Here is a 15335-nt window from a genome sequence, read left to right on the forward strand (position 1 = left end):
TTTATCCATTCATAAACCAAAAAGCACTTCCGATTTTTCGGTAAGCCTGCTTATTTTTGCAAACCTGTGGACGGAATAATGAACAGAAAAAGGTAAATTAACCGATAGGAAAAAAGACGTAGCGTTAAATGGAATTAAACAGGCTGAAACCAAGGAAGGCACTGAACAAAGCCTTTTTGAAAGTAAAACCCAACAGGACTGAAATCGAAGGTTTCAAAACAAATCTTATCCAGCTACTCGACAGGATCAATGATACAGAATCGGAAGAGTTTCATAAGAACCTGGTTTCAGACTTTTTAAAGGATACCTATTACAAGCAGAACCATTTCATTAATACCAAAGGACGAAACGACCTTGTAATTCATAACGGAGACAAGGCAAAAAGCACAGTTGGAGTTATCATTGAAGCGAAGAAGCCGACCAATAAAAGCGAGATGGTGACAACTGAAAAGCTAAATGCGAAGGCCTTTCAGGAATTGGTGCTTTATTATCTAAGAGAAAGAATTACACAAAACAATCTTGAAACCAGGCATTTGATTATCACAAACATCAATGAATGGTTCATTTTTGACGCAACTACTTTTGACAGACTTTTTGCTCAGAACAAAAAGCTTGTAAAACAATTCAACGACTTTGAAGGCGGTCGATTAGCGGACACCAAAACCGACTTTTTCTACAAGCAAATTGCCGAGCCATTTATCGCAGAAATCAAAATTGAAATTGAATATACCTACTTCAATTTGCAGGAATATCAAAAGCCGCTTCGAAACGATGATAAGGCGGACGACAATAAATTGATTGCTTTATTCAAACTTTTATCACCGGAACATCTTTTAAAACTTCCATTTACCAACGATAGCAACAGCCTTGACAAGCGTTTTTACAGCGAGTTGCTGCATATAATCGGATTGACTGAAACAAAAGTAGGCGGTAAGAAGCTAATTGAAAGGAGCAAACCAGATGAACGACACACGGGAACTATCCTTGAAAACGCCATTATTCAACTTGACAGTTTGGATAAAATCAGCCGTTTGGAACGACAAAGCCAATTTGGAAACACCCAACAGGAAAAGCTTTTTAATGTAGGGCTCGAATTATCCATCACCTGGATCAACAGAATCCTCTTCTTAAAATTGATGGAAGCCCAACTCATCAGCTATCACAAAGGAGATAAATCGTATTCGTTTCTCAACCTTGACAAAATCAAAAACTATGACGACCTGAACAGCTTGTTTTTTCAGGTATTGGCACGGAAGTATGAGGAGAGAAATGAGGATGTGATCAAGGTTTTTGAGAAAGTTCCCTATCTCAACTCTTCTCTCTTTGAGCCAACCGAAATTGAGCAGGACACCATTTTTATCAGCAACCTGAGGGATGATAAAACCATTCCTATCCTTTCGTCAACCGTGCTGAAAAACGAGCAAGGGAAGAAAAGAACGGGAAGTTTAACCACCCTTCAATACCTTTTTGAATTTCTGAATGCTTACGATTTCAGCAGTGAAGGCTCAGAAGAAATTCAGGAAGAAAACAAATCACTCATCAATGCCGCTGTTCTCGGGTTGATTTTCGAGAAAATCAACGGGTACAAAGACGGTTCGTTTTTTACGCCGGGTTTCATCACCATGTATATGTGCCGTGAAACCATTCGCAGAGCGGTCGTCCACAAATTCAAAGAGGCAGTTGGTTCCTTCCATTCAGGTCAAAAAAACCTCAGCGCAAATCCATCTCCCAATAGTAAGAGGGGGGAAGGTAAAATTGAACTACAGGGGAAAAAGGTAGATCCGAAGATTTTGGAGTTTGCGAGGAGCAATCGAAAAGAGGCTACCCAAGCAGAGGCTTTTCTTTGGGAAATTCTAAGAAATAGAAAGTTGAGTGGACTGAAGTTTAGGAGGCAGCATCCCGTTGATGATAAGTTTATATTGGATTTTTATTGTGCAGAAAAAAGGTTGGTAGTCGAAATTGATGTGGATCATCACGATGATGAAGATCAAAAAGAATATGACGAAGGCAGGACTTACGAATTAAGTGAATTGGGGCTCACTGTCCTAAGATTTTCAAATCAGGAGGTTCTTTTTGAGACAGAAAAGGTAATACAGAAAATTTTGGATACAACTTCCAACCTAAAGCGTCCCATCGCCAATAGCAATAGCCAGGTGGAGAAAGTCCCCTCGCCCTCTGGGAGAGGGGATTTTGGGGTGAGGGTGGAAAACCTGGATGATGTATATGACCTCATTGGACCTGGTGGGATTTTTTCCTACAAGGAAGCCAATGATATTGTAAACAGTCTGAAAATTTGCGACCCTGCTGTGGGTTCAGGACACTTTTTGGTTTCCGCCCTCAATGAAATGATTGCAGTAAAGAATGATTTGAAAATCCTGCAGGACCGGGAAGGCAAACGCCTTAAAGAATATCAGGTGGAGGTGGTCAATGACGAACTCATTGTCACGGACGAAGAAGGAGAACTTTTTGACTACAATCCCAATAGCAAGGAAAGCCAGCGAATACAAGAAACACTCTTTCACGAAAAACAAACCATTATTGAACGTTGCCTTTTCGGTGTGGACATTAACCCGAATTCCGTAAAAATTTGCCGTTTGCGTTTGTGGATTGAGCTTTTAAAAAGTGCTTATTATAAAAGAGAAGACCTGTCAGGTTTTCAAAACCTGACAGGTCTAAGAGCCCTCGAAACGCTTCCCAATATTGACATCAACATCAAGTGCGGCAACTCTTTGGTCAGTCGTTTTGACATTGATGCCGACATGAAGCAGGCTTTGAAGAAAAGTAAGTGGACGATAGATAGCTACCGAATAGCGGTTGACACCTATCGAAATGCGGAAAACAAGGAGCAGAAAAGAGAAATGGAACGGCTGATCGCTGATATCAAATTTGATTTCAAAAGTGAAATAGCCAAAAATCATCCCATCAAAAAAAAACTTACAAAATTAGGACATGAGCTTTTTCTGCTTACAGGAAAAGGGAGAGGTGGCTTTGGCTTAATGCTGTTTGAACCGGATGAGGAATATAGTAAGGACAAAAAGCTCAATAAAATCAGGAAGGAGAGAATCCGGAAAATTGAAGATGAAATAAACAAGCTTTCTAAAGAATTAGAAGAGATTGAAAACAACAAAATATTTGATAATGCCTTTGAATGGCGTTTTGAATTTCCCGAAGTGCTGAATGATGATGGAGATTTTGTGGGCTTTGATGTGGTTATTGGGAATCCGCCATACAAGTTAGTTGATCTAAATAGCTTTTCAGAGTCAGATCGAAGCTACTATTCTACCAATTTTAAAGTTTCACAGTACAAACCTGATTTGTTTCATCTATTTTTAGAAAAATCTTTTTCTCTTTTGAAAGATAATTCTGAGTTTTCATTCATTATTCCGAGTACATGGATGACACAAAAATTCACGGAAAATCTTAGAAAATTTGTTCTAGAATATTATTTAATTCAGAGAGTTATACATTTTGATTTTCCAGTTTTTGATGAGGCTGATGTTTACACTCAGATTCTAACCGCATCGAAGCAAAATCTAAGCGGTTCTCATTCTATAAAATTCAATAGAGTATCGGACTTTGATCAAAATTTTGAAATTGAACCTTTATACGGAAAGCAAGAAGTTTTCCTTTCTAAAGAGAATTTTATAATAGACATAAGAAGTTTAACTCCTGTTGGGAAATTTATTTCGAAGATTAAAACTCAATACCCGAAGTTGGAAGAAATTGCTCGGGCATCTTTAGGTTGTCAAGCATATAATAGTAGTAAACATAGCCCAGAACAGATTAAAAACAGAGTATTTCATGCAGAAGAAAAACTTAGTGATGAATATTTAGAAGAACTCGCAGGAAGTGATGTTGGTAGATATCATTTCGAAAGAATTAAAGGTAAATGGATTAAATATGGAAGCTGGCTCCATGATTATCGAAGTATGGATTGGTTAACGGGTGGTCGTATACTGATCAGGGAAGTTACAGGTAAGAAGCCATATCAAATTCAAGCCTCATATTTGGAGGAAACATTCTGTAACTATAAAACAATTCTAAATGTAAGTCCAAAAGCAGATGTAGAATATTCGATGAAACTACTTTGCGGAATTCTAAATTCAACTCTATTGTCATTCATTTTCAGTAACAGTTCGAATAAAATTCAATCAAAATCTTTTCCTAGGGTTTGTGTAGGAGATTTGAAAGCCTTTCCGATTGTAGTTCCACAAAGTGAATTTGAGATTTTATTATCAAATCAAATCATATCAAATGTCTCAGAAATTATCCACCTAAAAGAACGGAATCAAGCAGCAGACACTACTGATTTAGAAAACCAAATAGACCATTTAGTCTACCAGCTTTACAATTTAACAGAAGAAGAAATTAAAATGATTGAAGGTGATGGAACATAAAATAATCTTATCGGATTTGGAAAAACTTTTGTTTCCGGAGTATTACCCCTACTTTAAAAATCGCTTTAAAGAGGAGTTGAGCTATTTAAGGTCAGGCAAATGGGATGATTCTTCTATAACCAACATCAGTTTTAAAGTAAAACTTGCCAGGTATAGTTTCAATGTCTCAGATCCTAAAATCCGATATTTTCTCAATGGTCTATTTAACCAGCAGGTGGATCATTTTTATGATTGGCAAAATGAGTACAATTGGTACGAATTAAAACCCATACTCTTATTGTTTTCAACCTTTACCGATGTAAAAAGTATTGCTGATTTGGAAAAGAGAGCCAGGAAACCCCAACTGAAAAAACTATTTCAGAAGTATTTACCGGTGCAAATCAGGTAAAAGCCAAAAAGTACTAACCGAATCTTCTTGCAAATTGTAAATGAATAGAATAATGATTGACATACTATTTGATTTGAAAGAAGAGGAAATTAAAATAATGAGGACAGCGAAAAATCAGGTGAAAAGTTTTTGAGAAAGGGCTTTTTCCGTTAACGAGACTTGTAAACAAGTTTGGGTCATTACAGGGGTCAAGGTATTGCCTGTTGAAGTTGTACAAATGGTAGCGAATTTAGCACAATTGGACTTCATCAAGAACTATGATAAACCCGGAGTAAAACTTGCTTTGCCTACATGATACTAGAGCACTGATTATTTTTGATTCAGAATGGCAAATGATTTGTCCAATTCCATTCCCTGAGTTTCTGTTTGTTAAAGTTATGCTTTTCCGCTTTTGATTACAGAATACTTTTGTTATTGATTAAAACATCATCTATATTTGCCACTCAAATTTTAAAATGATGGCGAAGCAAAAGACCAGAAAGGGAAAAGCAGCACCTGATACATCAAACGAACTTCTGGAAAATCCGGAGGCGATAGCTACCCGTTTGGGAAGAGGAGAAGCGTTTGTAAAGGAAAACACCAAATTGGTAGGAGGCATCATTGGCCTGATGATATTGATCATTGCCGGTATCGTCGGTTACCAAATACATAAGGCCAACCAGAATGAAAAGGCCCAGGGGGAAATGTTTCAGGCCGTTTATTATTATGAACAGGATAGTCTGGATTTTGCGCTTAACGGAGATGGCGTACAGCCCGGTTTTCTGGATATAATTGACGAATACGGAGGAACTGCCGCCGCCAACCTGTCCCATTTTTACACCGGATCAATCTACCTTTCTCAAGGAGAATACCAAAACGCCCTGGATCACCTCGAAAATTTTTCCGCATCGGATTTCTTTGTTCAGGCTCAGGCATACTCACTTACAGGGGATGCTTACATGGAATTGGGTAATCAGGAAGAGGCCATCAGGTCTTACCAGAGAGCCTCAGACTACAAGACAAATAAATATTTCACACCGAAGTATTTGTTTAAATTGGCCATTGCCTACGAAGAAGCTGGAAACCTGCAAGAAGCCATAGCCACCTATGGGGAAATTGAATCCAAGTACCCGGACTCCTACGAATACACCGAAGCGCGGAAACATAAGGCAAGGCTGGAAGGCCTCGCTTCTAATTGATATGAATCTGATCATTGATAAAGAAGAGTAAGGCCGATTTTGGTTTTACTCTTTTTTTATGAAAATTTTGTAAATATGGCTACATCCTTAAAAAACCTCAGTCAACATTCGGAAAATAACATACAGGATATCAGCGACAAGAAATTTGCCTTGGTAGTATCTGAGTGGAATGATGAAATTACCGAATCCCTGTATGGTGCTGCCCTGGAAACATTGCTGCGGTATGGTGCCAAAGAGAAAAACATTTACAGAAAAAACGTTCCTGGTTCCTTTGAATTGCCATTAGGTGCTCAGTGGCTGGCCAAGATGGAGCAGATAGATGCTGTGATCTGCCTGGGATGTGTGATACAGGGCGAAACGCGCCATTTCGATTTTATATGTGATGCCGTTGCCCATGGCATTACACAGGTAGGTTTGAAATACGACAAACCGGTAATATTTGGGGTATTGACTCCGGAAAACCAACAGCAGGCTTTGGACAGGGCTGGAGGAAAGCATGGGAATAAAGGAGATGAAGCGGCCATTACGGCCATCAAAATGCTTGGATTTTAAGCGGGAATATCCCATCCATCAAGAAATTTTAAACTGTTTTTTCTTATGAAAATCATGAAATTCGGAGGTACTTCCGTAGGAAGACCGGAAAGAATGCATCAGGTCAAGGAATTGATTACTGCTGATGATGACAAGAAAATTGTGGTATTGTCGGCACTGTCCGGAACGACCAATGCCCTTGTAGGTATAGGGGAAGCTTTGGCTGAGGGAAAAAAGGAACTGGCCAAACAAAAAATTGATGCCCTCAATGAGCATTACAATAATTTTTACCTGGAATTGCTGACATCGAAAGCGGGAAGAGCCAAAGCTGCCCAGATCATCAAGGAGCATTTCGAATTTTTGACCATTATTTTAAAGATTTCTTTTAATGAGGCCATCAACAAGGATATCCTGGCTCAGGGGGAATTATTGTCCACCAAGCTGTTTTATACCTTGTTGCAGGAACTGGAGATTCCAGCCGTTTTCCTTCCTGCACTCGAATTTATGAGCATTGATGAAAATGATGAGCCTGAACTTTCCAAAATCAGGCAAAGGCTGGAGGCCATTTTGACCAGATATCCTGAAGATAGTATTTTTATCACTCAGGGATATATTTGTAAGAACCACCGAAATGAAGTAGATAATCTTAAAAGAGGCGGGAGTGATTATACCGCTTCTTTGATAGGGGCTGCCACCTCAGCAAGCGTGGTGGAAATCTGGACAGATATTGACGGCATGCATAACAATGATCCCCGAATTGTGGAACAGACCCGGGCCATCGCCCATTTGTCATTTGATGAAGCAGCCGAACTGGCTTATTTTGGTGCAAAAATCCTCCATCCAGCATCTATTTGGCCTGCCCAATTGCACAATGTTCCTGTAAAACTCCTCAATACCATGGAACCCGATGCTCCTGGTACTACCATCACCGGTGGCGGAGATGGAACGGTTGGGGTAAAAGCAATCGCTGGCAAGGATGGTATTACGGCTTTAAAAATCAAATCCAGCAGGATGCTTCTGGCCTATGGCTTTCTGAGAAAGGTGTTTGAAATATTTGAAAAGTACCGCACGGCCATAGACATGATAACTACCTCTGAGGTGGCCATTTCCCTGACCATGGATGATGTTTCCCATTTAAAGGAAATCACCGCTGAATTGCAGAAATTGGGAAAAGTGGAAGTAGACCATCACCTGTCCATCATTTGTATCGTGGGGAATAACATCATGGAGGAAAAAGGGGTTTTGAATAAAATAATGGACAGTTTGGAACAGATTCCCTTGCGCATGGTTTCTTATGGAGGGAGCAGGCACAATGTTTCTTTGCTTATTGATGGAAAGCAGAAGGAAAGGGTATTGCAAAGTCTGAATCAGAGATTATTCGATTTTGAATAAGCAAATGCCAAAGGAAAGTAAGCCCGGATTTCTGGAACGGCTTAAGGTCAAATGGAAGCTTAAGAGCCTGTGGCAGGTTGTGCTGGTATTGCTGGTTTTTTCCTGTACCGGATTTACAATACTGTTCGTAAAGAAGCCCATATTTGATTTCCTGGGAGTAGATACCACTGGGGGAGGTTTTATAAAAACAGTCATTTATTTATTGCTGGTACTCCCATTGTACCAAATATTTCTGCTGGTCTACGGATTTCTTTTCGGGCAGTTTTCTTTCTTTTGGGAAAAAGAAAAACAATTTATTCGCCGTATGGGGAGATTGTTCTCGCAAAAAGCGAAGAAATAAAGCATACGGTTGTTCACCTTTTGAATGCAAAGCAAAACATGGCCAAACAAAGAGGTTTACCCCTGGATGAGTCGGAAAAAAGAAAATTGAATAAAAAAAACCTGGCTAAATTATCAGGTATTTTCAGGTTTGCCCTTCCCTACAAGGTATCATTTATTGCGGGAATGGTTTTTCTGTTTTTTTCCAGTCTGATGTTATTGACTTTCCCTTATGTAGCGGGAAAGCTCATCGATGCAGCTTCAGGTAAAGAGTGGATTCTCAATGATATCAACGGTATTGCTTTCATCCTTTTGGGCATCCTGCTGGTACAAAGTATATTTTCATTTTTTCGCGTGTGGCTATTTGCCCAGGTCAGCGAGAGGTCCATGCGGGATATCAGGGTAGCACTGTACGAGCGACTGCTGCAGTTGCCAATGACTTTTTTTGATAAAAGGAGAACGGGGGAACTGATCAGCAGGATCACTTCGGATGTGTCCATGCTTCAGGACACTTTTTCCATTACCCTGGCAGAATTGTTGCGACAGGTCATCACGCTTTTGGTGGGTATTGCATTCCTTTTTTATACCACGCCACGGCTTACATTATTTATGCTGATTACCATTCCGGTGCTGGTGATCATAGCCATGGTTTTTGGCAGGTTTATACGTAAGTTATCCAAGACTACCCAGGATGAATTGGCTGCGGCCAATGTGATCGTGGAAGAAACTCTTCAATCCATAGTCACGGTCAAATCCTTTACAGGAGAAGCATACGAATCCAGGCGTTATCGCTCCCGCCTGAACAAAGTGGTAGAGGTGGCCTTAAAGGCGGCCGGTTTCAGAGGTGCTTTTATCTCTTTTATCATTTTTGCACTTTTTGGAGGCATTGTGGCGGTTATCTGGTATGGTGCCACTTTGGTCAGTGCAGGGGAAATGAGTGTTGGGGATCTGGTATCCTTTGTTTTGTATACGACGTTTATAGGTGGTTCGATTGCCGGCTTAGGTGATATCTATGGGCAGGTCCAGAAAGCCATAGGTTCCTCTGAGAGGGTGCTGGAAATCCTGGATGAGGAAACGGAGGAATATGAATCCTCTCAGGAGGAGCGGAATGTGGCAGGTGCCATTTCTTTTGAGGAAGTCGTTTTTCACTATCCCACACGTCCTGAATACCGGGTTTTGGATGGGATAAATTTTTCTATCGCTCCCGGTGAAAAGGTGGCCCTGGCAGGTCACAGTGGTGCAGGAAAATCTACGATCATCCAATTATTGCTCAAGTTTTATGCGTTAAGCAAAGGGGATATTTTACTGGATGGCCAATCCATCAGTCATTGGGATCCGCAAAAACTTAGGAAAAACATTGGCATTGTCCCTCAGGAGGTTTTGCTTTTCGGAGGAAGTATCAGGGAAAATATCCGCTATGCCAAACCAGGTGCCAGTGAAGATGAGATTATCGCAGCAGCTACCCAGGCCAATGCATGGGAGTTTATCCAAAGTTTTCCTGAAGGATTGGATACACTTGTGGGAGAAAGAGGGATCAAACTTTCAGGTGGCCAGCGACAAAGAATCGCTATTGCCAGGGCAATATTAAAGGATCCCGCCATTTTGGTGTTGGATGAAGCCACTTCATCATTGGATGCTGCTTCAGAAGCCCTGGTTCAGGAAGCCCTGGACCAATTAATGAAAGGGCGAACCACCATTATCATTGCCCACCGATTGGCCACCATTAGAAAGGTCGATCGCATATATGTGCTCAAAGCTGGGAAAATTATAGAGGAAGGCAATCATGAAGAACTTTCTGCCCTGCCTGATGGGCATTATGCCAATCTGGTCAACTTGCAGTTTGCGGATGCTTCCTCAAAGCCTTTAGACTGATATCCATGCTTTTCACCTGATGGGTAAGAGCCCCTACAGAAATATAATCAACCCCTGATTCTGCCACAGACACAATGTTGGTTTCATCAATTCCTCCGGAGGCTTCGGTATCATACTGACCGGCGATCATTTTAACCGCTTTTTCCATGGTTTGAGGATCCATATTGTCGAGCATGATGATATCCACCCCTCCGGTATCCAATACTTCCTGAACCTCTTCCAAACTCCGGGTTTCGATCTCAATTTTCAAATGGAGCCCTTTCTTTTTTAAATAGGCATGGGTGGATTTTATGGCCTTGGAAATGCCTCCCGCAAAATCAATGTGGTTGTCCTTGAGCATGATCATATCATACAATGCAAACCGATGGTTTTTTCCTCCACCTATTGCCACGGCCCATTTTTCCAACATGCGGAAATTAGGAGTGGTTTTTCGGGTATCCAATAGCTTGGCACCTGTATGTGCGATGAGATCATTCAATTCCTTTGTCTTGGTGGCAATCCCACTCATGCGTTGCATGCAATTCAGGACCAACCGCTCTGTTGTCAAAATAGAAGCGGCTTTACCGGAAACCAGCAGACCAATATCACCTGCTTTTACAGATTGACCATCTTTTAGGAACAAGCGAACCTGAAGGTCCGGATCGTGGTAATGAAATATTGTTTTGGCCAACTCAAGGCCGGCAATTACCCCTGCTTCTTTGATTAAAAGATTCGCTGACCCCAGCTGTCCGGCAGGCACTGCTGCCAGGGTGGTATGGTCTCCTTCTCCAATATCTTCGAGAAAAGATGCCTGTAAGAATTTTTGTAAACTTTCTTGGTTAATATAGTCTTGCATGGTACCCCAAAAGTAAGAAATATTCTCAAGAGGTTAGAAAATTTTACTGCCGGATAAAGCCCAAACTATAAATTAAGAAATCGGTATTGTCCATTATTTTACCCCTGATGAGTACCCTGTAAGACATTTTTAAAGAATGGTAAGTACCAATCAGGTAGGACAAGTGATTGGCTGTTTGCCCCTCTTGCTGCAGTTCAAAATTTTCTACTGGATTATTTCTAAAAAAATCTCTGAGAACAATTTCTGCCTGGCTCCTGGAATAGTCCCCTTTGTCATTGTCAAGACTTATTTCTACCCTATCATCAAAGAATCTGGATATATCTTTGAAAGAACCCTCCTGGAAGGCTGTTTTAAGGACGGAATTTTCCTTCTGGGCCATACTCTCTGAAGCTACGAAGGAAAAAAACGTCAGAAACAATATAAAAATGGGGATTAAACGCAACATATCCTGGAGCTTACAAATTTCAGGCCAAATATATATTTTTATGGTAATAGTAGAGCGTCTTTCAGGATACCATTGGGCAGTCCTACAGCGGAGATTATTGCTTAATTTACCAAGCCCTAAGTATTATTATCTTATATTTGCGGGGCAATGAAATCCAAGGGATGTTTATTCCATGAGGATGACCGGAACCAATGTTCAGGAAGCTACCGGAATTTTTGTTTGATTGTAACCAATATAGAAAGCCATGAATAAAAAAGTTTTATTAATGATACTCGATGGATGGGGTATTGCCCAAACCCCCGAAGTTTCTGCGATTGATAAAGCCAAAACCCCATTTATCGACAGCCTGTATGAAAAATATCCCCATTCACGGTTGGATGCATCAGGTCTGGCTGTTGGGCTGCCAGAGGGTCAAATGGGGAATTCTGAAGTTGGGCACATGAATATCGGTGCAGGAAGGGTTGTTTACCAGGATTTGGTTAAAATAAATAAAGCCGTAAAGGAAGGTGATCTGAACCAACACCCTGTGCTGAAAAAAGCTTTTGCCGATGCCTTGCGGGATGGCAAAAAAGTCCATTTGATAGGCCTGGTATCTGATGGAGGTGTTCATGCGCATCTTTACCACCTAAAAGGCCTTTGTGATGCTGCGAAAGCCAACGGAATGGAAGATGTTTTTATCCACGCTTTTACTGATGGAAGGGATACCGACCCCAAAAGTGGGGTAAGATTTTTGGAAGACTTAAAAAACCATTGCGAAGGTTCCGTCGGAAAATTAGCTTCCATCGTGGGTAGGTATTATGCCATGGACAGGGATAAGAGATGGGAAAGAGTAAAATTGGCTTACGATGCCATGGTAAATGGAGAGGGCGAGAAATCCAAGGACATGCTATCGGCTTTAAGAAAATCCTATGCAAATGGAGTTACAGACGAGTTTATCCGCCCCATAATTCAGGTGGACGATGAAGGGAAACCCCTCGCCACCATAGCTGAGGGAGACACGGTGATTTGTTTTAATTTCAGGACGGACCGTGGAAGGGAAATCACCGAAGTGCTTACCCAAAAGGATTTTCCGGATTATAACATGAAAAAGCTGAAGCTAAACTACATTACTTTTTCACTTTATGATGAAAATTTCAAGGATATCGCTGTTGTTTTCGAAAAAGACAATTTGAGAAATACCTTGGGCGAGATATTGGAAAAGCATGGTAAAAAACAAATCAGGATCGCCGAGACGGAAAAATATCCCCATGTGACTTTCTTTTTTTCAGGGGGCAGGGAAAAGCCTTTTGAAGGAGAAAACAGGATACTTTGCAATTCTCCGAAAGTGGCTACCTACGATTTGCAACCAGAAATGTCTGCTCATGAAATAGCCAAAAAAATCAACCAGGAACTACCCAAAAAGGAGGCGGATTTTATTTGTCTTAACTTTGCCAATGCGGATATGGTAGGACATACCGGTGTTTTTGAAGCGGCAGTAAAAGCCTGTGAGGCAGTGGATGAATGCGCCTCCTCTGTCATAGAGAAGGCTTTGGAGAATGATTATACCATTATTGTCATTGCCGATCACGGAAACAGTGACTGCATGATCAACCCCGATGGCACGCCCAATACTGCACATACCACTAATCTGGTACCTTGTATCATGGTGGACAAACATGACAGACTTGAGGTAAATGATGGTAAATTGGGAGATTTGGCACCAACTATTCTTCAGTTGATTGGTATAGATAAGCCTTCAGAAATGACCGGGGATGTGCTACTGAAAAGTTGAGCACCATGAAAAGCGCTCTGAAAGGTTTTTTTTGGGTTTTCGTGGCAATTTGTTCAGGTGTTTCCTGTAACAAGGAAGAGCAGGTGCCCTTTTCCAACCCTACTCAGATCGATGCCTATTTTCCTTTAACAGATTTTCTGGAGCAAAAGATTGAAAACAGTTCTGGAGATGAGGTGATCAAAACGATTCGGTTTAATGAAGAAGAAGAGCGGGTAAAATTTATTCCCGATACCGCAACCTGGAGGAAGGAATTGGATTTCTTTTTTCAGGCTGACATCAATAAGGCGGCCTTGGCATCAGCCTACCTGACCAAAGAAGAAGGTCAAATGCTGATTCATTCCCTGAAACCCGGAGAGAAAAATAATATCCGGGAGATCAAAGTTGTCAAAAAAGGTGGAAAGGTTAGTGAAATTGGTGTTGTAGCGATCAAGGACAACCTTTTTTACCACTCAGAAGTGTATGGGGAGTTGGCATTTGATGAAAATGAGAACCTTTCTTCTTACAGCATGGAAGGCATTCAAAAGGTCTGGTTTTTAGCGGGAACCAGCCTGGAAGTTCAAGCTGATATAGCAGAGTAAACGATTGGTGTTTAAACTGCCGTGTTGGACTGAATGTACACCGATTTCCCGGATGCTGAATGCATAAGATCATATAGCAAATTCCGAACAGACCAAGCTACCCGGCAAAGGCAAAAAAGACCAGCCAGGTGATCAATAGAATGGGAAGTAAAATAGGAATGGAAAATCTCAGGATATATCCAAAGAAGGAAGGCATCTTGATCCCACTCTGCTCAGCAATGGACTTCACCATAAAATTTGGACCATTTCCAATATAAGTCATGGCCCCAAAAAACACCGAAGCGATGGAGATGGCCATCAGCTCAAAGGAAGACTCCACATAATTGTCCAGGGCAAAATCCTTCACATGTTGAATAATATTGATGTCGGCACCCTGAGAGGCCATGGCTGCTGCCAGAAAATTCAAATAAGTTGGAGCATTGTCCAGGAATCCTGACAGTAATCCGGTTCCCCAGTAGAGGCTATTATAAGTGATCATGGCCGCTCCTTCCTCGGATTGGGCGAAGGTACCTACAAGCTCAAGCGCAGGCATCATGGTACCAAATATGCCAATAAAGATAAAGGCAACCTCCCTAATTGGCTCAAAATTGAATTCATTTCCCTGAAGGGCTTTTTTGTCCGCAAACCTAAAAGAGAAATAGGCAACTGAAAACATGATCGTTTCTCTTATAAAACTGAATTTCTGACCATCATAATGAATGGCAGGAACCCATTCCAGTACATTGGGGTCCAAAAATACAGATATGATGATCAGCAGTAACCAAAAGAAATTTTTGGTGCCGGTAAGAGAAATTTTATTGGTGAAATGATTTTCTTCCTCCAGTGCTTCTTGTGCACCGTTTTTACCAAATTTTCTGTCGACAAAATAAAATATCACAGATAAGATGGTCAGTGCAAGGATCCAGGCAGGCCAGTTGTGCTCAAGGGTCCAGAAAAAGGGAACACCCTTAAGAAAACCCAGGAAAAGGGGGGGGTCTCCAATGGGTGTTAAGGAGCCACCTACATTACTGACCATAAAAATAAAGAAAATGATGTGATAGGGCTGTATGTTGTTCTTATTCAATCGGATAAAGGGCCTGATCAGCAACATGGATGCGCCGGTGGTACCGATAAGGTTGGATATAAGCGCCCCGATCAGCAGGAGGAGTACATTGGCTATGGGTGTTGATTTTTTATCCACCTGGATCAATATTCCTCCGGAAGCGATAAACAAGGATGCGAGCAGGGCAATGAACTGTATGTATTCGGCCAGTGCATGCACCGGATTGTGTACATTATGCAGTACAAAAAGATAGTATAGCACCACTATTATCGCCAGACTGACAGCTATTTTTGGATAGTTGTGGTGCCAGAAATGCTCGTAAAACAATGGCCCGGTGGCTATCATTAATAGCAGGACTACAAATGGTATAACCAACCATCCCGGAGCATGGCCATGTGTATCTTCATGTGCCGGTTCAAGTACAGATTGAGGCGAATCTTCTGTTTCCCGGGAAGGTTCTACCTGTTCGTCTGTCTGAGCTATAAATCCTTGAGAGGTAAATGACTGGGCATGAGTGAAGCTTATGGCTCCGGTTGTTAGCAGGCCTAATATAAGGAGCCATGAAGCAAAATATTTCTTCATTCACTT

The 15335-nt window shown here is 41.2% G+C and carries 12 protein-coding genes; 9 read left to right on the plus strand and 3 right to left on the minus strand.

From position 1 onward, the window contains the following. Positions 1 to 128 precede the first annotated feature (128 nt). From G9Q97_RS24920 to G9Q97_RS00315, 7 genes are all read left to right on the plus strand, one after another. Positions 129 to 4397, plus strand: coding sequence for a DUF7149 domain-containing protein (locus G9Q97_RS24920; RefSeq protein WP_187357692.1), 4269 nt, complete (start codon positions 129 to 131; stop codon positions 4395 to 4397). Further along, on the plus strand, positions 4387 to 4785 hold the full coding sequence (locus G9Q97_RS00290) for a hypothetical protein (protein WP_166141995.1): 399 nt from the start codon (positions 4387 to 4389) through the stop codon (positions 4783 to 4785). Before G9Q97_RS24920 ends, G9Q97_RS00290 begins: the two co-directional genes overlap by 11 nt. Before the next feature lie 458 nt (positions 4786 to 5243). Next, positions 5244 to 5963 (plus strand): tetratricopeptide repeat protein, encoded by a 720-nt coding sequence (locus G9Q97_RS00295; protein ID WP_166143418.1) that lies wholly within the window; start codon positions 5244 to 5246, stop codon positions 5961 to 5963. A gap of 75 nt (positions 5964 to 6038) precedes the next feature. After that, positions 6039 to 6515, plus strand: coding sequence for a 6,7-dimethyl-8-ribityllumazine synthase (ribH, locus tag G9Q97_RS00300; protein WP_166141997.1), 477 nt, complete (start codon positions 6039 to 6041; stop codon positions 6513 to 6515). Positions 6516 to 6560: 45 nt separating this feature from the next. Beyond that, a complete protein-coding gene (locus G9Q97_RS00305; protein WP_166141999.1) occupies positions 6561 to 7886 on the plus strand; it encodes an aspartate kinase in 1326 nt (441 codons plus the stop codon). Positions 7887 to 7890: 4 nt separating this feature from the next. Beyond that, complete coding sequence (locus tag G9Q97_RS00310) at positions 7891 to 8226, plus strand: DUF6787 family protein (RefSeq protein ID WP_166142001.1); 336 nt, start codon at positions 7891 to 7893, stop codon at positions 8224 to 8226. 38 nt (positions 8227 to 8264) lie between these two features. After that, on the plus strand, positions 8265 to 10076 hold the full coding sequence (locus G9Q97_RS00315; RefSeq protein WP_166142003.1) for an ABC transporter ATP-binding protein: 1812 nt from the start codon (positions 8265 to 8267) through the stop codon (positions 10074 to 10076). Here G9Q97_RS00315 and nadC read toward each other — a convergent pair. Both nadC and G9Q97_RS00325 read right to left on the minus strand, forming a co-directional pair. Continuing rightward, positions 10033 to 10911: a carboxylating nicotinate-nucleotide diphosphorylase gene (nadC, locus tag G9Q97_RS00320; RefSeq protein ID WP_166142005.1), complete on the minus strand. Its 879-nt coding sequence runs from the start codon at positions 10909 to 10911 to the stop codon at positions 10033 to 10035. The two genes, G9Q97_RS00315 and nadC, sit on opposite strands and share 44 nt — an antisense overlap. A 43-nt stretch (positions 10912 to 10954) precedes the next feature. After that, the gene (locus G9Q97_RS00325; protein WP_166142007.1) at positions 10955 to 11356 is read right to left on the minus strand and encodes a DUF4783 domain-containing protein; all 402 of its coding nucleotides are present in this window, start codon (positions 11354 to 11356) and stop codon (positions 10955 to 10957) included. A gap of 244 nt (positions 11357 to 11600) precedes the next feature. Here G9Q97_RS00325 and gpmI point away from each other — a divergent pair, with 244 nt between their 5' ends. Continuing rightward, complete coding sequence (gene gpmI, locus G9Q97_RS00330) at positions 11601 to 13127, plus strand: 2,3-bisphosphoglycerate-independent phosphoglycerate mutase (protein ID WP_166142009.1); 1527 nt, start codon at positions 11601 to 11603, stop codon at positions 13125 to 13127. A gap of 5 nt (positions 13128 to 13132) precedes the next feature. Then, positions 13133 to 13705: a carbon storage regulator gene (locus G9Q97_RS00335; RefSeq protein WP_166142011.1), complete on the plus strand. Its 573-nt coding sequence runs from the start codon at positions 13133 to 13135 to the stop codon at positions 13703 to 13705. Positions 13706 to 13802: 97 nt separating this feature from the next. On the opposite strand, the gene G9Q97_RS00340 is transcribed toward G9Q97_RS00335, so the two are convergent. After that, entirely contained in the window at positions 13803 to 15329 is a 1527-nt protein-coding gene (locus G9Q97_RS00340; RefSeq protein ID WP_166142013.1) for a sodium:proton antiporter, read from the minus strand. Between the last annotated feature and the right edge of the window lie 6 nt (positions 15330 to 15335).

It is taken from the genome of Cyclobacterium plantarum (assembly GCF_011290685.1).
GTDB lineage: Bacteria > Bacteroidota > Bacteroidia > Cytophagales > Cyclobacteriaceae > Cyclobacterium > Cyclobacterium plantarum.